The organism is Janthinobacterium sp. PAMC25594 (assembly GCF_019443505.1).
Classification (GTDB): Bacteria; Pseudomonadota; Gammaproteobacteria; order Burkholderiales; family Burkholderiaceae_D; genus Janthinobacterium.
Window position 1 is genome coordinate 3618239 of sequence record NZ_CP080377.1, and the last position, 22073, is coordinate 3640311.

Genomic DNA, 22073 nt, shown 5'->3' on the forward strand with positions numbered 1-22073 from the left:
GCATATCAAGCATAATCAGATTAGATGCCGCTTACAACAGGATTCTTCGCGCCATCTTCGCCAACGGCCGGCGCCGGCGCCGATGCACCGCCACGCGTGGCGCCGCCACAATTGTCCTGACCCGGCCCGACCGCCTGGTAGCGCACTTCATATTTGCCAGCGCTGAGCTGTTCCACCAGCAGTTTGTCGTTCGCGAGGATGTACAGATAGCGCACGTTCGAGCGCCGCTCCGTGTCATACAGTTTGACGAACATGGGCGCGGCATTGTGGCTGTTGTCGATGCTGATGGCCAGCTCCTCGCCCTTGTTACCGATCAGGAATCCATCGACATAGCCGGAATGCGTCGGCCAGGGCTCGCCATTCGGCGCCACCAGCGCTGCCGACTCGGCCTTGCCTGCGCCATCGCAGGCGGGCTGAATGGCCTTCAGGCTCAGCTGGGAAACGGCCAGCACGCGGATCTCGGGCGTCTTCGCTTCCTGCGGTTCGGGTGCATATGGCTTGCCCACCGCCCAGCTGTCGACCGCCACGGCCTCGCCTTTCGATGGCGGCGGCACGGCGCTGGCCGCTGGCGTGGCCGCTTCCGCATGGGGCTTGACGCCATCGCGGACCAGGCCGCTCCAGGCCGACGCCAGCGCGACCGGCACGGGCGGGGAGGTATCGAGCATCAGCAAGGCGCCCAACCAGCCCAGCAACAGGCAGACAAGCAGGCTCAGCCACCAGCGCCAGTTGCGCCAGACGGGCTGCAGGCCGCGTCGCGGCTTGCCCCTGGATGGCGGCACATCCTGCGCCCAGGCGTGCTCATGCGACTGGGCATGGCCTTTCGCGCGGCCATCGCGGCTCTTGCCATCTTCCTGGTGGGTGCTTTCCAGCCATTCGATTTCCCACTCCTCGGCAGCGATCCACTCGTCGTGTTCCCTGCGGCGTTGCGGATCGGACAAGGTGCCATAGGCGCTGTTGAGGATCGCCATGATGCGGGCGGCCTTTTCGTCGCCGGGATTCTTGTCCGGGTGGTATTTCTGGCTGAGGGCTTTGTACGCGGCACGTATGACTTCCTGCGGCGCCAGGCGCGCCACCTTCAGGTTGTCATAGTGTGTATGTATCTTTCCCATCGTTCTATCTTGAAATCGGTGCGCGGCGACGGGTTCTTGCAGGATGGAACCGTGCTGTGTCGGTCATCATATACGATATGACAAGATAATAACCACCGGCGGACAGGAAATTGCAGGGCGACACTGCCCTGCCTTGATATTGCCGCGCTTACAGGCGATGACTGCGGTCAGCGGACAACAGGGCTTCCGGCAACTCCACGCGGTGCCCCACCGCCAGCACCTTGAACAATTCCCCCATCTCGGCCGGCGAGACCAGCTTTTGCACGGCGCTGGCCTGCGGCAAGTACGTTTTGACCTGCTCAGGATCGGTGCGCAGCAGCAAGTCGCCGAGCCCGGCGCCCAGCAGGAAAGACGCCTGGTTCATGTACGCGAGCACATCGAGGCCCGCATCCTGCGCCGCCACCGCCATGGCCGTAAAATCGACGTGGGCCGTGATGTCCTGCAAGCCGGGCAGATAAAACGGTTCCGCGTGGGCATGGTGGCGGTAATGGCACATCAGGGTGCCCGTGGCGCGCAAGTCCAGGTAATACTCGTGCGCCGGAAAGCCATAGTCGAACAGCACGGCCGCGCCGCCCTTGCCATTGGTCAGCATGCGCGCCAGCGAACGCATGAAGCCGCAGGCGACGCCGTGGATTTCGCTGACGTAGCCGACGGGCAAGGCATCGGCCTCGGGCACTTGGGCGGCGATCTGCGCGGCCACGTCGGCACCGGCCGGACGTTCGACAAACACGAACTGGCCATCGGCAATGCTGACATCGAGTTCGCACCAGCCGGCGGGCGTCTTGCTGATCAGGTTGACGGGCATGGCGTCCAGCACTTCATTGCCGAACACGGCGCCCTCGAAGCTGTCGGGAAAACCGTCGAACCACACCACTTGCGGGAAGGCGGCCAGCGCCAGCTCCTGGCGCGCGCGCAATTCGCCGGACAATTCGACGATCGCATACTGTTCCACATGGATGCCGGCGCTGGCCGCTTCCGTCAGGATGTCGCAGGCCAGCTTGCCCGTGCCGGCGCCGAATTCGAGGATGCGCGGGGCCGTTTGCGCCATAATAGCGGCTGCCACATGGGCCAGGGTGGCGCCGAACAGGGACGAAATCTCGGGCGCGGTTGTAAAATCGCCATCTTTGCCCAGCTTGGCGGCGCCGCCGCTGTAATAGCCGAGGTCAGGCGCATACAGCGCCAGCTCCATGAAGCGGACAAAGGGAATGGCGCCGTCATTGCGCGCGATTTCGGCGGCAATCTGGTGCTGCAAGGCATGGGACGCGGCCAGCGCGTCGCTATCGGGTGCGGGAAGAGACATACCCGCATTGTAGCGAATCGGCGGCGCATGCCGCCAGTGTGGCATCCACCGAATATCTCAACCATAGCAAAGACATGACAGAAGCAACGACAACGCCATTCGACAGCATCCCCCGCGTCGCCCTCGTCACGGGCGCGGCGCGCCGCATCGGCCGCGCCATCGCGCTGGGCCTGGCGCGCGACGGCTGGGATATCGCCGTCCATTATCGCGACTCGCGCGACGAAGCACTCAGCCTGGTGGCGGACATCACGGCGCTGGGCCGCCGCGCGCAAGCGTTCCCCTGCGACCTGGCACAGGAAGACGCCGTGCGCCAGCTATTGCCGCAGGCACAGGCGGCGCTGGGACCGGTTACTTGCGTGGTCAACAACGCATCGTTGTTTGAATACGACAATGCGGGCGATTTTTCCATCGCCGCGCTCGACGCCCATATGCACGCCAACCTGGCCGCGCCCATCCTGCTGGCGCAGGCGCTGTACCAGGCCACCCCGGCAGGCGGACAAGCGGTGGTCATCAACTTGCTCGATCAAAAACTGTACAATCTCAATCCTGATTTTTTGTCGTACACCCTGTCCAAGGCGGCGCTGCTGTCGGCGACCACCATGCTGGCCCAGGCGCTGGCGCCGAAAGTGCGCGTGGTGGGCATTGCGCCCGGCATCACCATGGTCTCCGGCGAGCAGACGGAAGCGAACTTTAGCAAGGCACATGAAAACACGCCGCTGGGACGCTCCAGCACGCCCGAGGATGTGGCCGACAGCGTCTGTTACGTGGCTGGCGCGCGCGCGCTGACGGGGACTACCCTGCTGGTCGATGGCGGCCAGCATTTGATCGGCTTGCCGCGCGACGTCATGTTTTTGACCAAATAATCAGCAGCCCTGCCAAACAACCAGCATTTCAGCATCCCCGAAAAGGTAAAACTATGTCGTCCGCCCTGTCTCACCCTCGCCTGGCCGATTGCCGCCGCCTGTTCCTGCGCAATTACGAAGTCCTCATCAATATCGGCGTCTACGACTTCGAGAAAAAGGGCGAGCAGCGCGTCCTCATCAACGTCGACCTGTACATTCCCCTGGCCCTGTCGACGCCCAAGGATGACCAGCTGGAAGAAGTGGTCGACTACGACTTCATGCGCGAAACCATCGCCAAACGCATGGCGCAAGGCCACGTGCAGCTTCAGGAAAGCCTGGTCGACGACGTGCTGGCAGCCATGCTGGCGCACCCGCGCGTGCGCGCCGCGCGCGTGTCGAGCATGAAACCGGATGTGTATCCCGACTGCGAAGGCGTGGGCGTGGAAGTATTCAAGATCAAGGATGAAGCATGAACAACATGAGCAACACCGCCGTGCTGGAAACGACGACAACGGCCGTGGAATTCCCGGCCAACGTGGAAGCGCAGAAACTGGCGCGCAAGAAGGCGGAAAAGATCGCCCTGGAAAACAACAAGCTGCACAAGCGCCTGTGCCGCCTGGTGGGGCAAGCCATCGGCGACTTCAATATGATCGAAGACGGCGACAAGGTGATGGTGTGCCTGTCCGGCGGCAAGGATAGCTACGCGCTGCTGGACATCCTGATGACCTTGCGCGAGCGCGCGCCGATTCACTTCGATATCGTCGCCGTCAACCTGGACCAGAAACAGCCGAATTTTCCGCCGGAAATCCTGCCCGCCTACCTGACGGAACTGGGCGTGGCTTTCCACATCGAAAACCAGGATACCTACAGCATCGTCAAGCGCCTGATCCCGGAAGGCAAGACCACCTGCTCGCTGTGCTCGCGCCTGCGCCGCGGCATCCTGTACCGCGTGGCCGACGAGCTGGGCGCCAACAAGATCGCCCTGGGCCACCACCGCGATGACATCCTGGAAACATTCTTCCTGAATATGTTCTTCGGTGGAAAACTGAAAGCCATGCCGGCCAAGCTGCAATCGGACGACGGCAAGCACATCGTCATCCGCCCGATGGCGTATGTCAAAGAAGAAGACACGCAGCGCTATGCGGAAGTCAAGGGCTTCCCCATCATCCCATGCGACCTGTGCGGTTCGCAGGAAAACCTGCAGCGCAAGCAGATCAAGGGCTTGATGCGCGAATGGGACAAGAAATTCCCCGGCCGCGTGGAAAGCATCTTCTCGGCGCTGTCGAACGTGGCGCCATCGCACCTGATGGACCCGAAACTGTTCGGCTTCAAGGATTTGAAGGCGGACGGCCTGGCCAACCCCATGGGCGACATCGCGTTTGACGAAGAGCCATGCTCGACGCCGACCACCTTCGGCACGATCCCGCTGCAAGCGCTGTAAGTCCTGTTGTAAGCCCGTGTTGTTTTCGCCGCCACCGCCCAGGTGGCGGCATCCGCCCTCTTTCCCCCTGCCTCCATTTGAGGTACCGTAGTCAGCTCTGCCGGTACGCGATGTGTCACGCGCGCATTCCTGCCCGGCGGTCAGCACGCATTCTTCCGACAACCTCACTGGAATGAACCATGACGCCATCCGCGCTCAAGCGCCCCCTGCTGTTCTCCCTGCTGGCCCTCGGCCTCGCCGCCGCCTATGCCGCTCCTGCGCCTGCTCCCGCGTCCACCGACCGCCAGGCCGACCGCTGGGACCTGACGGCGCTGTATCAAAACGACGCCGCCTTCGACGCCGACGCGAAAAAGCTGTCGGCCCAGCTGCGGCAACTGGGCGCCTGCAAGGGGCAGCTGAAAGCCTCGCCAGCGCGCCTGAAAAGCTGCCTGGACCTGGTCGCGGAGGCGCGCAAGCGCGTCAACACGCTCACCACCTATGCGGCGCAGTACTACGACCAGGATACGGGCGATAGCAAGGGCAACCAGCTGAACCAGCGCGCCGCCCTGCTGGGCAACGACTTCACCCAGGCCACCACCTTTCTGCAGCCGGAAATCCTCGCCCTGGGCGCCAAGCGCATCGATGTCATGCTGGCCAAAGACCAGGGCTTGCAGCTGTACCGCTTTCAATTGAGCAACATGCTGCGCAGCGCGCCGCACACGCTCGACGCGGCCGGTGAACAGCTGGTGGCGCAGTTCGGCCTGGCAACAAGCTCGGCCGCCAGCGTCTACCGCACCCTGGCCAATGCGGAAATCCCGTGGCCGACCGTCCAATTATCGGACGGCACGCAAGTGCGGCTCGATCAGGCGGCGTACACCAAATACCGCGGCGATGACAATCGCGCCGACCGCAAGCTGGTGTTCGACGCCTTCTTCGGCAAGTGGAAAGAGTATGAACGCACGTTCGGCGAAACCCTGTACGGCCAGCTGAAAACGGATGCCGCGTATGCGAAGGTGCGCCATTACGCCGATTCGCAAAGCGCCGCGCTCGACGCCGACAACTTGCCGCCGGCCGTCTACCAGACCCTGATCGCGCAAACCAACGCCAACCTGCCCACCCTGCACCGCTACTTCAAGCTGCGCGCGCGCATGCTGGGCGTCAAGGATCTGGCGTATTACGACGTGTATGCGCCGCTGCTGAAAAGCGACCGCAGCTTCCCGCTGGCCGAAGGCAAGCAGATGATGCTCGCTTCCGCCGCGCCGCTGGGCCCCGACTACGTCAAGGCGCTCACTGCCGCCGTGGAGGCGCGCTGGATGGATGTGTATCCGCGCCCGCGCAAGGTGGCGGGCGCCTACATGAATGGCGACGCGTACGACGTGCACCCTTTCGTGCTGCTCAACTACACGGACAATTACGAAGCCGTCAGCACCCTGACGCACGAATGGGGGCACGCCATGCACTCGGTGCTGGCCAACAAGGCGCAGCCGTCGATCTATGCGCCGTACAGCATCTTTGTCGCGGAAATCGCCTCGACGACGAACGAAGCGCTGCTGCTCGACGCGCGCCTGAAACAGGCCAGGGACGACGACGAGCGCCTGCTGTACCTGGGCGCGGCGCTGGAAAACCTGCACGGCACCTTCTTCCGCCAGGCCATGTTCGCCGAATTCGAGGCGGCCATTCACGGCAAGGTGGATCAGGGAGAGTCGCTGACGGGCGAAGAGATCACGGCCATCTATGCCGGCATCCTCAAGCGCTACCACGGCGAAGCGCAGGGAGTCATGCGCATCGATCCCGCCTACGCGCTGGAATGGGCGTATGTGCCGCATTTTTATCACGGCTTCTATGTGTTCCAGTACGCCACCTCGATCGCGGCGGCGCAGGATTTCGCGCAACGCATCCTCGACAAGGAACCGGGCGCGCTGGCCGCCTACCTGAAGATGCTCGGTGCGGGCGGCTCGGCCTACCCGTACGATCTGGTGAAGGCGGCCGGCGTCGACCTGGCCTCGCCGAAACCGTACCAGGCGCTGGTGGCGCGCATGACCGGCATCATGGACCAGATCGAGGCGATTGAAGCGAAGCGGGGGAAATAAGCCGTAGGTCGGCTTAGCGCAAAGCGCGTAAGCCGACACCACCAATAACGCCAACAAGGTGTCGGATTACGCGGCTTCGCCGCTAATCCGACCTACCGTTTTCCGCTTCCGCCGCCGCAAACGCCGCCGCATCGCTCTCGAACATGTCTTCCAGCTCCTCGCGCGCCTGGCGCGTGAGGGACATGACTTTTTGCTGGTCCTGGAAGTGCGGCGCCACTTCCAGCAGGGTCTTGAGGTTATGCGCACGGAAGATGCCGGCCGCGCGCTGCGCCCGCTCCGCGCTGAAGCCCACCTGCTGCAAGGTCTGCTCACCCAGCAGCAACGCCGCGGCAAAGGTCTCGCGCTCGATGATGCTCACGCCCCGCTTCATCAATTCATAGTAATGCGTGACGTTGCGCGCGCGCGCCAGGATCGTCAGTTCGGGCAGGCGCAGGCGCACGGCGTCGACCAGCGCCAGGCTGTCATCCACATTGTCGATGGCGATCACCAGCGCCTTCGCCTTCTCGATACCGGCCGCCACCAGCAGGTCCACGCGCGTGGCGTCGCCATAGAACACTTTAAAGCCGAACTTGCGCAACAGCTCGATCTGGTCCGGATCGTGGTCGAGCACCGTCACGCCGATCTTGTTCGCCGCCAGCAGGCGGCCGATGATCTGGCCGAAACGGCCAAAGCCGGCGATGACGATGGGGTTGTCCTGCGCCTCGATATGGTCGTCGGGACGGCGCTTCTTCTCGCCTTGCAGGCGCGGCGCGACGAACTTGTCGTGCGCCAGCAGCAGCAAGGGCGTGGCCACCATCGACAGGATCACGACCACGACCAGCAGCGCGGCCGTCTGCGGCGCAAACACGTGCGCCGCTTCGGCGGCGGCAAACACGACGAAGGCGAATTCGCCGCCCTGCGACAGCAGCAGCGCAAAGAACAGCTGCTGGCCGCGGGGAATATCGAAAAACTTCGACAACACATACAGCAAGCCGATCTTGACCACCAGCAGCCCCGCCACCAGGGCCAGGATCAGCAGGGGCTGGGCGCGCAGCACGCCGAAATCGACGGACATGCCCACGGCGATGAAAAACAGGCCCAATAACAGCCCCTTGAACGGCTCCAGGTCGGAAATGAGCTCATGCCGGTATTCGGAATCGGCCAGCAGCACGCCCGCCATGAAGGTGCCCAGCGCCATCGACAGGCCCACCGATTCCATCAGCACGCAGATGGCGATCACCAGCAGCAGGGCAAAGGCCGTGAAGATTTCGCGCAAGTCCGTTTTGGCGATGAAGCGCAGGATGGGGTTGACCAGGAAGCGCCCGCCGATCACCAGCGCCGCCAGCACGGCGGCCAGCTTGGCCACGCGCAGCCAGCCCGGTTCGCCGCTGTGCGTGACCAGGCCGCCCAAGAGCGGCACCAGCGCGATCATGGGAATGGCGGCGATATCCTGGAACAGCAAGATGGAAAAGCCGGCGGAACCGGCCGGCGTGCTCATCAGTTTTCGTTCGCCCAGGGTGGCCAGCACGATGGCCGTCGACGACAACGACAGCCCCAGCGCGCCGACCAGCGCCGTGCGCCAGTCCACGCCGAACGCCATGGCCACGGCGCACAGCCCTGCGCTGACGACGCCCACCTGCGCCCCGCCCCAGCCGAAAATCGGGCGGCGCAGCAGCCACAATCGTTTGGGTTCGAGCTCCAGGCCGATCAAAAACAGCAGCAGCACCACGCCAAATTCGGAAAAGCTGAGGATCACCTCGACATTCTTGATCAGGCCCAGGCCCCACGGTCCGATGACGACGCCGGCCACCAGGTAGCCCAGCACGGCGCCCATGCCCAGGCGCTTGGCCAGCGGCACCATGATGATGGCCGCCACCAGGTAAAACAGTATGTTGATGAGAAAGCTGTGGTGTTCCATGCGGATTCCGGAAAAACGTGATTGGAATCGCAATCATGCCTGAAGTGGCGCGCCGGCGGGGGTCAAGGCTGCGGAGAGTCGATGCGCGCGCGCAGTTCGTCGAGATTCACGCGCGACAGATAGCGTTCGATGTTTTTCCACACGGCGTGGTAGCCGTAACCGCCATTTTTCAGCTCATCGATCGCCTTCTCGCGCGGCCAGCCCTGGTACAGCATGCGGTACATGGCGGCCATCATGCCCGTGCGGTCGGCGCCGTGCAGGCAATGCAGCAGCACGGGGCCCTGCTGTTCGGCGGCGCGGATGCTGCGCATGGTCGCGATCACATGCTTGTCGCGGATGGCCCAGGTATTGATGGGAATGCGGATGGCGCGGATACCGCTGCCTTCCAGAACTTGCGTATCGGAGTGGAAAGAGCGCAGGCTGATCACCGTCTTCACGCCCAGCGCCTGCAGCTGGGCCACGTCGGCGCTGTCCAGCTTTGCACTGCGGTACAGGCCCGGCGTGACCTGGTGCAGGTTGGACACCTGCAGCAGCGGCGTCGCCCAGTCCGGATGGCGTGGCGGCGATGGTTGTGCCCCGGCCGGCGCGGCGGCCAGCCCCAGGGCGAGGGTCAGTAGTACTGCATGCAACATCCTGGCTTCCTTGTTATCAAAGAGCGGCGCCAGCGCGGCTGTCGCCCAGCACCAGCGCCAGCACGTCGCAGGCGGCGCGCGGACGGCCCAGGGCCAGGGCTTTCGCGCGCATGGCTTGCAACTGCTCAGGATGGTCGAGCAACAGGCGCACGCGGTATTCCAGCGTCACGGCGTCAAACGCTTTCAATGCCACGCCCTGCTCCAGCAGGTAATCGGCGTTGCGCTCTTCCTGGCCGGGAATCGGCGCATTGACGATCATGGGCAAGCCCAGCGCCAGGCATTCGGAAGTGGTCAGGCCGCCCGGCTTGGTGATCACCAGGTCGGCGCACGCCATCAGGCGCTCGACTTCGCCGGTAAAACCTTGCGCCAGCAGGCGGCCCGGATACTGGCCGGCCAGTGCTTGCAGCGCCGCCAGCGCGGCGGCATTTTTCCCCGCCAGCACGATCAGCTGGAAGTCGCCCGGCAGCGCCAGCAGGCGCGCGGCAACCGTTTCGAGGCGGCCCAGTCCCGCCCCGCCGCCCATCAGCAGGATCGTCGTTCGCCGCGGATCGAGGCCAAACGCCTGCGCGCAGCACACGCGGTCGGGCGCCTGCGCAAAGGCGGGCATGATGGGGATGCCCGTCACGTGGATGCGTTCGGCGGCGATGCCTTCGTGGCGCATGCGGAACGCCACTTCGTCGGTGGCGGCGAAATAACCGTGCATCTGTTCGTGCACCCACATGCGATGCAGGTCGAAATCCGTGACCTGCACCCACACGGGGCAAGCCAGCTGCCCCTGGCGCAGCGCGCGCGACAGCAGTTCGGCCGGCAGGAAATGCGTGCAGATGATGGCGTCGGGCTGGAAGGCGGCGATCTGCGCCATCAGGGCGCGCGTGTTGAGGCGCTCGATGCCACGGCGCAGGCGCTGCATCGAGCTATCGCGTGGCGCATCGTGACTGGCATGGTACAGATAGCCCCACAGCGCGGGCGCCTTGTTGACCAGCTTGATGTAAAAATCCGTGTACAGCTTGCGAAACGCGGGCGTGACGAAATCCATCACATCGAGGTGGCTGGCGATGGCCGCACTACCCTCGCCGTCATCCTGCGTGGCATACGCCTCGATGGCTTACGCCGCGCGCAGGTGGCCAGCGCCGGCCGAAACGCTCAACAGGAGAATTCTTTTCTGCTTTTTTTCTGTCATGGGGAAACCGATGAATGGAACAGGTGGGCGCTGACGCGGAGGATAGAAAGAATAGCATTTCCGCGTCCCGCTCATCATGAGCCTTGTCAATCCATGAAACTGACAGGCGCCACGTCGACGCGCATGACCGGATACAGGTTCAAGCGCTCATCCCACGAAGCGTGACGGCGGGCGAAAAACTCCAGGCGCGCATGCGGATTCTTGGCAAACTCGGGCTCGTCGGCCAGCTTCCGCCGGAACTGCGCCGCCAGTGCCGGGTCGGCCGCCAGCTGCGCGCGCGCCACATCCTCGGCCACATAGTCCTCCATGTATTCCTTGCGCTCGAACGCCGTGTTGAAGCCGCCCCAGGCCAGCAGCGAGTCGGGCGCGCGCGGTTCGAGCAGCGCCATCACCAGGCGCGCCTTCGGCTGGTTGACGGGCACGTACAGCACGCCCGCATCGACCAGGCGCTCTTCCTTCTGCCATTCGCCTTGCACCGCCAGCGTCTGGCGTCCTTCGAACGACTGCGCGCCGAACTTCACCTGCGTGGCGCGAAAGACTTCCACCTTCTGCCTGGCGAAGATGCTGCTCATTTCCCGGTAGGCGATGCCGTGCTGGCGCAACTTCGCGCCCACCATGGCCGCCTGCGCGCGGGGCACCAGGTAGCCAGCCTTCGGCGCGGCCACCTGCAGGTCGGGCACGATCTCGTCGCGCAGTGGCACGTGCCAGATTTGCGGCGTCTTTTCGTCATAGCGCGTCATCAGCGCGCCCGACACCTCGGACGGCGTGCGCGTATAGGCATAGCCGCGAAACGCGATCATGCGGCTTTTCTCCGTGGTCCTGTAGCTGAGGGGCAGCGCGCTGCCGGGCAGCTGCGTCGCGCGCAGGTCCGCTTCCATGGCGGTTTGCCGCCATGCGGCCCCATGCTGCGCCATCTGCGACAGCAGCGAAATGATGGTGTTGCGCGTGATGCGCACGCGGGTCGGGTAGTCCTTCCACGAGTGGGTTTCCACCAGCACGCCGAAACGGTTACGCAACAGGAAATAGCCGTGTGAAAAGCGCGGGTTCGGCGTCGAATCGACAAAACCCGACTGCGGATTGTCTTCTTCGGCAAACGACATGTAGAACGGCTTCGGATCGGAACCCTGCTTTGCCAGGTCGGCCAGCACGCCGTCGCGCAGCGCCGTTCCCGCCGCGCGCAATGCCGCGTCGCCCGCGTGCACGGGTTCGACCTGAATCGAGATATCGGGTTCGAACTGGGCGCCGTCCGTCACGTGCAAGTCCACGTAAGCCAGCGGATCCCAGGCATTGACCAGCGCCAGCATGTGCTGCATCTCGGGAGAGTCGGCCTTCATGTAGTCGCGGTTCAGATTGAAATTCTGCGCCGTGCTGCGCCAGCCCATTTCCACGGGGCCGCGCTGATTCGGACGGTTCCACTGGCCGAAGCGCTCATGGCCATCGACATTGAAGACGGGCACGAACAGCAGCACCTGCTTGTCCAGCACGCCGGGAGCCGCCTTGCCCTCCAATACTTCGCGCAGGGCCAGGAAGCCCGCATCCTTGCCGTCGATTTCGCCCGCATGGATACCGCCCTGCACCAGCAGTACCGGCAGCTTGCGGCGCGCCGCTTCGTCCGGCGTCAGCGCGCCCGTGTTGGAAACGGCCAGCGCCAGCATGGGGCGGTTTTCCGGCGTGCGGCCAAATTCAAAGCAGCGCACCTGTTGCGGATGGTGCTCCTCGAAGCGCTGGCACAAGGCTTCCACTTCCTCGTAGCGGCCCGTCTGCTGGAAACCCGAGTACTCGGCCGCCGTCTTCAGGGAAACCAGGCGCATATCGCGCGCGGCATGCGCGTTGACGGCAAACAGGGACAACATGGCGGCGGACAGCAGGACATGGCGTAGCATCGGGCTAGCTCCATCAAGGGGGACAAGCGGGCCATTATAGAGTGGCACTCAGATAAAAAACGCAGCGGAAAACAAAAAAGCCGGAACAGCGTCAGCTGCTCCGGCCTTGTTCTGGCAAGCGTGAGTTACGAGCCAAAATGGTAGTTGAACTCGACCCATCCCTGGCGGCCTTGCGGGCTGTAGTTGCCGATCGGGTAGTACGGCCAGCCATTGCTGGTGTCGCGCTTGATCTTGTCGAACACATTATTGACGATCAGCGAAACGGTGGCGCGGTCGTTGATGCGGTAGACGGTGCTGATGTTGGCCAGCGCCGTCGGCGTCAGGTAGCCCTTGCCGGCAGAGTTGGGCACCTTGCCGTAACGGCTGACCAGCAAGGTATTCGACCAGGCGCCCGCGCCCCAGTTGACGCTCAGGTTCAGCTTGTCGGGCCAATCCCGGTTCGTCATCGACTTGGTTTCATCGGTCTCTGCGTCACCGGCGAATTGCTGCGATTTCTTGCTCAGTACTCGCGCGTAGTTGGCCTTGAAGGCAAAGCGGCCATAGTCCGTCGTGCGCAGCACATACTTCAGGCTGACGTCGACGCCGCTGCTGCTTTGCTTGGCCGCGTTGATCGGGTTGACGGTGATGGTCTTGATCTCGCCCGCCTTGTTCAAGGCGTTGGCCGCGTAGCGCTCGATGCGGCCCAGGGTATCGATGCAGGTCGGCGAACCGATGTCCGTCTTGCCCAGGCGGCAGTCGGATTCGTCGCGCAGCAGCTTGTCGGCGCTCAGGTTGGTCACCAGGTCGTCGATCTTGATGTTCCAGTAGTCGACCGACACGTCGAAATTGGAACTCGGCGACCAGACGGCGCCCACGCCGAAGGACTTGCCTTTTTCCGACTGCAGGTCGCGGCTGCCGTTCTGCACGTAATCGGCGCCGGGCGCCAGGTTGGCGTATTTGCAGCCGTCGATGGCCTGTCCGGCAGCGTCGCAACGGTAATAATCGGTGGTGCTCGAATAATAGCCTTTGCTGCGGGACTGGTAGATGTAGTTCATGTCCGGCGCGCGGAAGCTGGTGGCGTAGTTGGCGCGGAACAGCAGGTCCGGCGCTGGACGCAATTCCAGACCGCCGTTGTAGGTGAACTTGCCTTCCTTGCGCCCGGCAAAGCTGTAGCGGTCATAACGGCCAGCCAGGGTAGCGGTCAGCTTTTCATGCAAGGGCAAGTTCAATTCCGCGCCCAGCGCATAGCGTGAACGGGTACCGGCGGTGGCGCCCGAACCGGTGGCGACATTGAAATAGCCTGCGTCGATGCGCGCGTCGGGTTCGTTGCTGATGCCCTGCTTGCTCACTTCGGCTATCGTGGCGATCTTCGCCGTGCCGGCAGGCAGCTGGAAAAGGTCGCCATTCGTGGCCAGGCTGAGGGTATTCGTCCAGGCCTTATCCTTGCTGTCGCTGTAGCCGCTGATGCTGTCGAATTCGGCCGGCGTCAGGCGCTGCGACAGCCGCGCGGGATCGGGTGCGTAGATGGCCACGCCATTCGCGTCCGTGCCCAGCTTGGGTCCCAGGAAGAAGCTGTCTATGTTCGAGCGCAACTGCGGCCGGTGGGCTTCGCTCGTGTAAACCGAGGCGTTGTAGTTGGCTTCATATTGCCAGGCGCTGCCCGGAATACGCCCCTTGGCGCCCAGCGAGATGGCCGTGGCCAGGTCGTCCCAGCTGCGATTGTAGCGCTGCACGCCACCGATTTCTTCGGGCGAGATAAAGCGCGTCCACTCTTCATAGGCACCGCTGTTCCGGTTCAGGAAGGAGCCACCGCTCAGCGAAGCGGAAGACCACGACGGGCCGCGCGTATTGTTGACGGTCTTGTTCTTGCCGATCAGGACATCGGCAAACAAGGTGGTGTCGGCATCGAGCTCGTAATTGGCGCTGCCGAACACGTTCTGGCTCTGGTTCTTCGTCTGCGTGGTCCAGAAAGTGGGACGGGCTTTCGGGCTGGCGCAATAGCTGCCATTCGACGCCGTGTACTTGCTGACGCCGCCGCCGAACATGTCGCCGAACTGGCTGCAGGTGTCGCCCAGGTCGACATAGCTGCCGGCCTTGCCTTTCACCAGGGTGCGGCGCGCGGCGACCGTGGTCGGCACGCCGGAACGGCTGGTCATGAAATCGCGGTCCATGCTCCACAGCGGGTCGCGCTGGCTCAGTTCCACGCTGAACAGGGTATGCAGCTTGTCGAAATTGCCACCGCCCGTCAACTGCACACGCTGGTTGCCGGCGCCGCCGCGCGAGGTGGCGCCGACCTTGACGTTGATATCAAAACCTTCCGTCTGTTTTTTCAGGATCACGTTGACCACGCCGGCAATCGCGTCCGAGCCATAGATGGCCGAGGCGCCGCCGTTGAGGATCTCGATGCGCTCGACTATGCTAGCGGGGATGTTCGCCAGGTTGGTGAAGTTGACCGCGCCGTCATAGGCGATGGGGAAGTCGGCCAGGCGGCGGCCGTTCAGCAGGATCAGGGTGTGGTTCGGTCCCAGGCCGCGCAGGCTGATGGTATTGGCCGACGGCGTGAAGGTGTTGCCGTAATCTTCGCCCTGCGTAAAGCCGCTGTTCTGCACCTGGTTGGTCAGCGCGTCGAAGACGTTCTTGTAGCCCTGCTTGGTGATTTCATCGCCGGTCAGGATGGTGACGGAAGACGGGCCTTCCAGGCTGGCGCGGGGAATGCGCGAACCGGTGACCACGACGGCTGGCGGGGTGGCCGCTGCCTGCTGAGCCGCTGCGGGCGCTTGCGTTTGCGCGTGCGCCTGCCATGCGGTGCCGCCCAGGATGGCCAGTACGCCAAGGCTGAGCGGGGTTAACTTGAACTGTTTCGACATCGTTGCGCTTCTCAAGGTGGGAGAAAAGCGGGACGATAGCAAAATGCCAGTCATTCCAGAACGAATGGATTCATCTTTCCATATATCAAAATTGTTATATAGAAAGATTTTTGAGCAGGAAAACGCCAGCGGCCAAGGTGATGCCAAGGCAGAAACATGCGCTTTAATGGCGAATGACGGCAATTTCCTTATAGGCCGGGCGCAGCAGCCGCATCGCCGTATCGGCCGGACTCTGCATCGAACTCAACAGCTTGGTCGCGCCTGTGGCCGGCGTGCAGCTGCCGCTGCCGCGGTAGCGCAGCGCCGCCGCCAGCATGCCTTCCGCCGCGTCGCCCAGTTGGTGCTGATAATCATCCGTCACGTCGCAGGTCGGCGCCATGCCATCGGCAAAGTCGCCAAAGCCCTTGGCGTTGACGCCCTGAAACTGCACGGCGAAATAGGTGGTGCCGCAATTCGGTGCAGGGTAAAAACCGTAGGGCTTGCCGCACGTCGTGCCGCCGATCAGGTTGACTTGCACATTCACGCCGCGCAAGCCGTTGATGATGGCTTCGCTGGCCGAGCAGGTATTACCCGTTGTCAGCAAGGTCACCCGCGTCAGCCCCAGCGAGGGCAAGGGCGTGCCCTTGGGAAGGGGATTCGGGCCGGGAAAACCCTGGCTTTGCGCATGGAAGGGCACGGGCGCTTTCGGCCGCGTCTTGTCATTGAAAAGCACTTGCTCGAAGGTCTTGCCGGTGGTGACTTGCGGGCCGGCAATCATGTAAGCGAGTTCGCTGGCGACATCGAGATAGCCGCCGCCGTTGTAGCGCACGTCGAGCACCAGGTCGCTGATGCCGGCCGCCTGGAAGCGGCGCATGGTCTCGACCAGCTGGCGCTCGGCGACATTATTGTGGGTGTTGAAGGTCAGATAACCCACCTTGCCCGTGGGCGTGTCGATGATGCGCTCGTTCTGCACGGCGCTGGTGCTGACCTCGACCGCCTGCAGGGTGGCGTTTCGCACCGTTCCGTCACGGCTGAAACTGAGCGCATGCGTGCCTTGCGCCTCGGGGAACAGGCCCGTGTTGATGATCTTCACGCTGGCCGCGTCCGCGGCATTGATGAAATCGACGCCATCGATGGTTTGCAGCAGGTCGCCCCGCTGCAAGCCCGCCAGGGCCGCCGGCGAACCTGGTTCGACGATCGAGATCACCGCCTTGCGCGGTGGCGTGTTACGCGTCAGCGCCAGCAGCATGCCGTAGCCCAGTTCGATGCCATTCTGCGCCTTCTCCCACTCCGCCGTTGAATACGTGAAATGGAACTGGTCCTTGGGCTTGCCGGAGGCCGTCATGGCCGTTGTTTTCAGCACGTCGAAATACGCGATGGGCGTGGTGAAGCTTTGCGGCTGGTACGTGGTCGGCACTTCGCGGTACCACAGATACGTTTCATCGATCCAGCTGCGCACCCACGTCAGTTCATCGAGCAAGGTGCCCGGCTTGTCGATGCTGCTGCCGCTGCGCGGTGCCTCGCAGCGGTTCGCCACCGTCGAGGAAGCGACCAGCGCCGCAGGATCCGTCGGCGTGACGGGCGGGACGACGGCCGCGCTGTCGCTGCCGCCACCGCCACCACCGCAGGCACTCAACAACAGCGCAATGGAAAGGACAACAGGACGAGCGAGGGGCACAGACAAGGAGGAAAAACGCAGGGCATGCATGGCAAAACTTTCCAAAAAGAAATTATCGAAAAATTATAATGCGTTTTGCAAGCAAGCGTTGTTTTCTTTGACACAGAAAAATGGCGCCCGCAGGCGCCATTGCTACAGCCGAGTAGTCACCGCATCATGCGACACTGGCCGCCACGGGCGCTGCCACGACGGGCGGCAGCGGCGTCGGCGCGTTGAAGGCGATCAGCAAACTGGCTTCCTTCTCTTTCGCCGCCTTCAAATGACGCTCCTTCACGTGACCATAGCCGCGGATGTCTTCCGGGATGCTGGCAATGGCCACCGCTTGCGCCAGCTTGGCCGTCGTCAGTTTCGGCAGCAAGCCGCCCACCGTCGCGCGGTATTCAAGAATCAGCGCGCGCTCCGTCTTGCGCTCGGCCGTATGGCCGAACACGTCGAAGGCCGTGCCGCGCAAGCCCTTGAACTTGGCCAGCACGCCAAATGCCTTCAGCATCCACGGGCCATATTCCTTCTTGATCAGATGGCCCTGCGCGTCCGTTTTCGCCATGATCGGCGGCGCCAGGTGGAACTTGAGCTTGATGTCGCCCTCGAACATGGACGCAATCTTCGCCTGGAAGGCGCCGTCCGTGTACAGGCGCGCCACTTCGTACTCGTCCTTGTAGGCCATCAGCTTGTAGAAGTAGCGGGCCACGGCTTCCGTCAGGCGCAAGTGCGGGCCGTTCAGGGCGCTTTCGGCGGCGCGCACCTGTCCGACGAAGTCCAGGTATTGCTGCGCATACGCGCGGTCCTGGTAGGCCGTCAGCAAGGCGACCCGTTTTTCGATGATGTCGTCGAGCGTGTCGATGCGCTTGAATTCCACCACTTTCGCTGGCGTCGTCATGCGCACCAGGCTGGCCGTATCGTGGGCGCCGGCGCGGCCCCAGTTGAAGGCGGCCTTGTTGAACGCCACCGAAACGTTGTTCAAGTCGATGGCCTTCATGATCGACGCTTCGGTGAGCGGCACCTTGCCCTTTTGCCAGGCATAACCGAGCATGAACATGTTCGTCGCGATGGAGTCGCCCATCAGCGCCGTGGCGATCTGGCCCGCGTCGATGAAATCGACGTGATCCGTACCGCAGGCCTTTTCGATTTCCATGCGCGCGGAAGCACCGGGGAATTGCCAGTCCGGGTTTTTCACAAACGCGGCCGTCGACGAGCTGGTCGAGTTGATCATGGCCCAGCTGCGGCCTTCTCCCATGCGCGACAGCGCGTCGCGGCTGGCCGTGACGATCAAATCGCAGCCGATCACGAGGTCGGCCGCACCGGTGCCGACACGCGTCGAATGGATGTCTTCCTGGCGGTCCGCCAGGCGCACGTGCGACATCACGGGGCCGCCCTTTTGCGCCAGGCCGCTCATGTCCAGCACGGAACAGCCCTTGCCTTCCACGTGCGCCGCCATGGCCAGGATCTGGCCGACGGTGACCACGCCCGTGCCGCCGATGCCGGTGACTAAAATGCCGAATGGTTCCGCCGTCGAGGGAATGGCGGGTATCGGCAAGGCTGGCGCGGCCGGCGCATCCTTGTCGGCGGCAGCCGCTTTTTTCGGCTTTTTCAGGCCGCCGCCTTCCACCGTGACAAAACTTGGGCAGAAACCCGTCGTGCACGAGAAATCCTTGTTGCAGGACGACTGGTTGATCTGGCGCTTGCGCCCCAGTTCCGTTTCCAGCGGTTCCACCGACAGGCAGTTCGATTGCACGGAGCAGTCGCCGCAGCCTTCGCAGACGGCTTCGTTGATGACGGCGCGCTTGGCCGGGTCCGGGTATTCATTGCGTTTCCGGCGGCGACGTTTTTCCGAAGCGCAGGTCTGGTCGTAGATCATGGCCGACACGCCCGGCATGTCGCGCAGTTCGCGCTGCACGTCCATCAGTTCCGAGCGGTGGCGCACGGTCACGCCTTCGGCCCAGGCGTAATCGGACGGGTATTTTTCCGGCTCATCTGTGACGACGATGATCGGACCGACGCCTTCGGCGGCGATCTGGCGCGAAATGATGGCCGGAGATAATGGGCCATCGAATTCCTGGCCGCCCGTCATGGCCACCGCATCGTTGAACAGAATCTTGTAGGTGATGTTGACCTTGGCCGAGACGGCGGCGCGGATGGCCAGGATGCCCGAGTGGAAATACGTGCCATCGCCGAGGTTGGTAAACACGTGCTTTTCATTCGTGAACGGCGCCTGCCCCACCCAGGTGACGCCTTCGGCGCCCATATGGGTAAATGTCGACGTTTCGCGGTCCATCCACAGCACCATGTAGTGACAGCCGATGCCGGCCAGCGCGCGCGAGCCTTCCGGCACCTTGGTCGACGTATTGTGCGGGCAGCCGGAGCAGAAGAACGGCGTGCGATCCTTTTGCGGATCGGGTTTCGCGCTGATGGCCTTGAGGACGTTTTCCTTCGCTTCCAGGTAGGCGATGCGTTCCTTCACGCGCTGCTCGACGGGATGACCGGCGTAATAGCGCGAAATGCGGCTGGCGATCGCCCGCGCGATCATGGCCGGGTTCAGTTCATACGTGGCCGGCAGCAGCCAGTCGCCGTGACCCGTGCCCTTCTGGTTGCTCCACTCGCCCGTGTCGTCGAACTTGCCGACCACGCGCGGACGCTCGCCGTCTTTGAGGTTGTACAGTTCTTCCTTCAGCGCGTATTCGAGGATTTGGCGCTTTTCTTCCACCACGAGGATCTCGTCGAGGCCCTTGGCGAATTCGTGCACGCCATCCGCTTCCAGCGGCCAGGTCATGCCGATCTTGTACAGGCGGATGCCGATGTCGGATGCCGTCTGCTCGTCGATGCCGAGATCGGCCAGCGCCTGGCGCGTGTCGAGGTAGGATTTGCCAGCCGTGATGATGCCGATGCGCGCCTTCGGGCTGTCCCAGATGATTTTATTGAGCTTGTTGGCACGCGCATACGCCAGCGCCGCATACCATTTGTAGCTGTTCATGCGTACTTCTTGCTCCAGCACCGTGTCGGGCCAGCGGATGTTCAGGCCACCGGCCGGCATCTCGAAGTCGGTCGGCAGCACGATCTGCACGCGGTCCGGGTCGAAATCGACGGCGGCGCCCGACTCGATGATGTCGGTCACGCATTTCATCGAGACCCACAAGCCCGTGTAGCGGCTCATGGCCCAGGCATGCAAGCCGTAGTCGATGTATTCCTGCACCGACGACGGGTACAGCACGGGGATGCCGCAAGCGTTCAGGATGTGGTCGGACTGGTGCGCCGTGGACGAGGATTTCGCCGCATGGTCGTCGCCGGCCAGCACCAGCACGCCGCCGTGCTTGGCGGAACCGGCGTTATTCGCGTGCTTGAAGACGTCGCCGCAGCGGTCGACGCCGGGGCCCTTGCCGTACCACATGCCGAACACGCCGTCGTATTTCGCGTCTTCGAACAGATTCGTTTGCTGCGTGCCCCAGACGGCCGTGGCGGCCAGGTCTTCGTTCAGGCCCGGGTGGAATTTGACGTGGTGTTCATCGAGGTATTTCTTGGCCTTGATCGCCGTCATGTCGACGGACGTCACAGGCGAACCGCGGTAACCGGTGATGTAGCCGGCCGTATTCAGGCCAGCCTTGAGGTCGCGCTCGCGCTGCAGCATGGGCAGGCGGATCAGCGCTTGCGTGCCCGTCATGAAGGCGCGGCCACGCTCCAATGTGTATTTGTCGTTCAGGGAAATTTCAGACGCGTGCGCGCCCGGCTCAAGACTCGAGCCCTTGATTGGTGCATTCATTACTTGTCTCCATTATTCTCTGTGCTACGCGTGCAGGTCGGTTGAACTCACACGTACCGGCCTCGCTTTGTGAGCAATGCCGGTGCGGAAAAATGACTTGTTTATCGTAGACTACCACAGGAAGGCGCGCAGTTCTTTGCTGCGCTGCACTCTCGTGTTCTTACCTTTTTGCTGCTTTTTAGTGCTTCTTTTTGCGGGCATGTCGGGTTACGCCATCCTGGCTAACCCGACCTACTGACCCCAGCTGTAGGTCGGCTTAGCCGGAACGGCGTAAGCCGACAAACACCACCAGCTTACGCCGCGTTCGTATCTTTCAGCACGCCGCGCTTGATCTGGTCCAGCTCGATCGATTCGAACAGCGCGCGGAAATTGCCTTCGCCGAAGCCCTGGTCGCCCTTGCGCTGGATGATCTCGAAGAAGATCGGGCCGATCACCGTCTGCGTGAAGATCTGCAGCAGCAGTTCGCGTTCCGTTTCCGTGCTGTGGCCATCGATCAGGATGCGCAGGCGGCGCAGTTCTTCCAGCTGCTCGCCGTGGTTCGGCAGGCGGCGGTTGACCAGTTCATAGTATGTTTCAATCGTGTCCTGGAAATCGATACCCGTATCGCGCATGCCTTGCACGGAGGCGTAGATATTGTCCGTGCCCAGCGCGATGTGCTGGATGCCTTCGCCATGGTACTGGTCCAGGTATTCGGCGATCTGCGACTTGTCGTCCGACGATTCATTGATCGGGATGCGGATCTTGCCGCACGGCGAAGTCATGGCCTTTGATTTGAGGCCCGTCAGCTTGCCTTCGATGTCGAAATAGCGCACTTCGCGGAAGTTGAACAGGCTTTCATAGAAGCTCGCCCATTCCTTCATGCGGCCACGGTGCACATTGTGCGTCAGGTGGTCGATGTAGGTCAGGCCGTGGCCGACGGGATTGGCGACGGCGCCGGGAATGGCGACGAAATCGACGTCATAGATGCTGATGTCGCCGATGCCGCCCGGTGCGGCCGCGCCTTCCTTGTCGGCGCCCTTGCCGCGCCAGCGGTCGACGAAGTACAGCAGGGAATCGCCCACGCCCTTGATGGCGGGGATATTCAGCTCCATCGGACCCGTTTTATTGTCGAAACCCCAGGCGCCCAGTTCCAGCGCGCGGCGGTACACGAAGGCCGCATCGTCGACGCGGATGGCGATGGCGCACACGGACGGGCCGTGATGACGGGCAAAACGCTGCGCGAACGAATCTTGTTCGGCATTGATGATGAAATTGATGTCGCCCTGACGATACAGGGTGACATCTTTATGGCGGTGGCGCGCGATGGCCGTGAAGCCCATGTTCTCGAACAGCTTGCCCAATGCTTTTGGGTCTGGTGCTGCATACTCGACGAACTCGAAACCATCGGTACCCATCGGGTTATCCCAAGGCTGAAATTGCATGATGTCTCCTCCAAGAAGTAGCGCACAGTATAGGCGTGGGTCACG

Annotated in this window: 14 protein-coding genes; 4 read left to right on the forward strand and 10 right to left on the reverse strand. The window is 63.0% G+C overall.

The features are described from left to right. Window positions 1-20: 20 nt before the first annotated feature. Window positions 21-1109: a J domain-containing protein gene (locus KY494_RS16240; RefSeq protein ID WP_219887509.1), complete on the reverse strand. Its 1089-nt coding sequence runs from the start codon at window positions 1107-1109 to the stop codon at window positions 21-23. Between the two features lie 148 nt (window positions 1110-1257). Continuing rightward, on the reverse strand, window positions 1258-2409 hold the full coding sequence (locus tag KY494_RS16245; RefSeq protein ID WP_219887510.1) for a class I SAM-dependent methyltransferase: 1152 nt from the start codon (window positions 2407-2409) through the stop codon (window positions 1258-1260). A 74-nt stretch (window positions 2410-2483) separates the two neighbouring features. Here KY494_RS16245 and KY494_RS16250 point away from each other — a divergent pair, with 74 nt between their 5' ends. The 4 genes from KY494_RS16250 (at window position 2484) to pepF (ending at window position 6761) form a co-directional block, all read left to right on the forward strand. Further along, entirely contained in the window at window positions 2484-3272 is a 789-nt protein-coding gene (locus tag KY494_RS16250) for an SDR family oxidoreductase (protein ID WP_219887511.1), read from the forward strand. Window positions 3273-3325: 53 nt separating this feature from the next. Next, window positions 3326-3724: a dihydroneopterin aldolase gene (locus KY494_RS16255; protein ID WP_046682033.1), complete on the forward strand. Its 399-nt coding sequence runs from the start codon at window positions 3326-3328 to the stop codon at window positions 3722-3724. Window positions 3725-3729: 5 nt separating this feature from the next. After that, window positions 3730-4692 (forward strand): tRNA 2-thiocytidine(32) synthetase TtcA, encoded by a 963-nt coding sequence (ttcA, locus tag KY494_RS16260; protein WP_375143485.1) that lies wholly within the window; start codon window positions 3730-3732, stop codon window positions 4690-4692. A gap of 179 nt (window positions 4693-4871) precedes the next feature. Next, the gene (gene pepF / locus KY494_RS16265) at window positions 4872-6761 is read left to right on the forward strand and encodes an oligoendopeptidase F (RefSeq protein WP_219887512.1); all 1890 of its coding nucleotides are present in this window, start codon (window positions 4872-4874) and stop codon (window positions 6759-6761) included. A gap of 82 nt (window positions 6762-6843) precedes the next feature. Here the strand turns inward: pepF and kefC are convergent, their stop codons facing one another. The 8 genes from kefC to hppD form a co-directional block, all read right to left on the reverse strand. Continuing rightward, window positions 6844-8658 carry a glutathione-regulated potassium-efflux system protein KefC gene (kefC, locus tag KY494_RS16270; RefSeq protein WP_219887513.1) on the reverse strand — a complete coding sequence of 605 codons (1815 nt, stop codon included), beginning with the start codon at window positions 8656-8658 and terminating at the stop codon, window positions 6844-6846. A gap of 62 nt (window positions 8659-8720) precedes the next feature. After that, a complete protein-coding gene (locus KY494_RS16275) occupies window positions 8721-9290 on the reverse strand; it encodes a dual specificity protein phosphatase family protein (RefSeq protein WP_219887514.1) in 570 nt (189 codons plus the stop codon). 16 nt (window positions 9291-9306) lie between these two features. Continuing rightward, on the reverse strand, window positions 9307-10392 hold the full coding sequence (locus tag KY494_RS16280) for a glycosyltransferase (protein WP_258194948.1): 1086 nt from the start codon (window positions 10390-10392) through the stop codon (window positions 9307-9309). A 164-nt stretch (window positions 10393-10556) separates the two neighbouring features. Next, window positions 10557-12353 carry a M14 family metallopeptidase gene (locus KY494_RS16285; protein ID WP_219887515.1) on the reverse strand — a complete coding sequence of 599 codons (1797 nt, stop codon included), beginning with the start codon at window positions 12351-12353 and terminating at the stop codon, window positions 10557-10559. Between the two features lie 125 nt (window positions 12354-12478). Beyond that, window positions 12479-15199 (reverse strand): TonB-dependent siderophore receptor, encoded by a 2721-nt coding sequence (locus KY494_RS16290; protein ID WP_219887516.1) that lies wholly within the window; start codon window positions 15197-15199, stop codon window positions 12479-12481. A 163-nt stretch (window positions 15200-15362) separates the two neighbouring features. After that, the gene (locus KY494_RS16295) at window positions 15363-16886 is read right to left on the reverse strand and encodes a S41 family peptidase (RefSeq protein WP_219887517.1); all 1524 of its coding nucleotides are present in this window, start codon (window positions 16884-16886) and stop codon (window positions 15363-15365) included. 124 nt (window positions 16887-17010) lie between these two features. Next, window positions 17011-20607, reverse strand: coding sequence for an indolepyruvate ferredoxin oxidoreductase family protein (locus tag KY494_RS16300; RefSeq protein WP_219887518.1), 3597 nt, complete (start codon window positions 20605-20607; stop codon window positions 17011-17013). A gap of 293 nt (window positions 20608-20900) precedes the next feature. Next, a complete protein-coding gene (hppD, locus tag KY494_RS16305; RefSeq protein WP_071079812.1) occupies window positions 20901-22028 on the reverse strand; it encodes a 4-hydroxyphenylpyruvate dioxygenase in 1128 nt (375 codons plus the stop codon). Window positions 22029-22073: the final 45 nt, after the last annotated feature.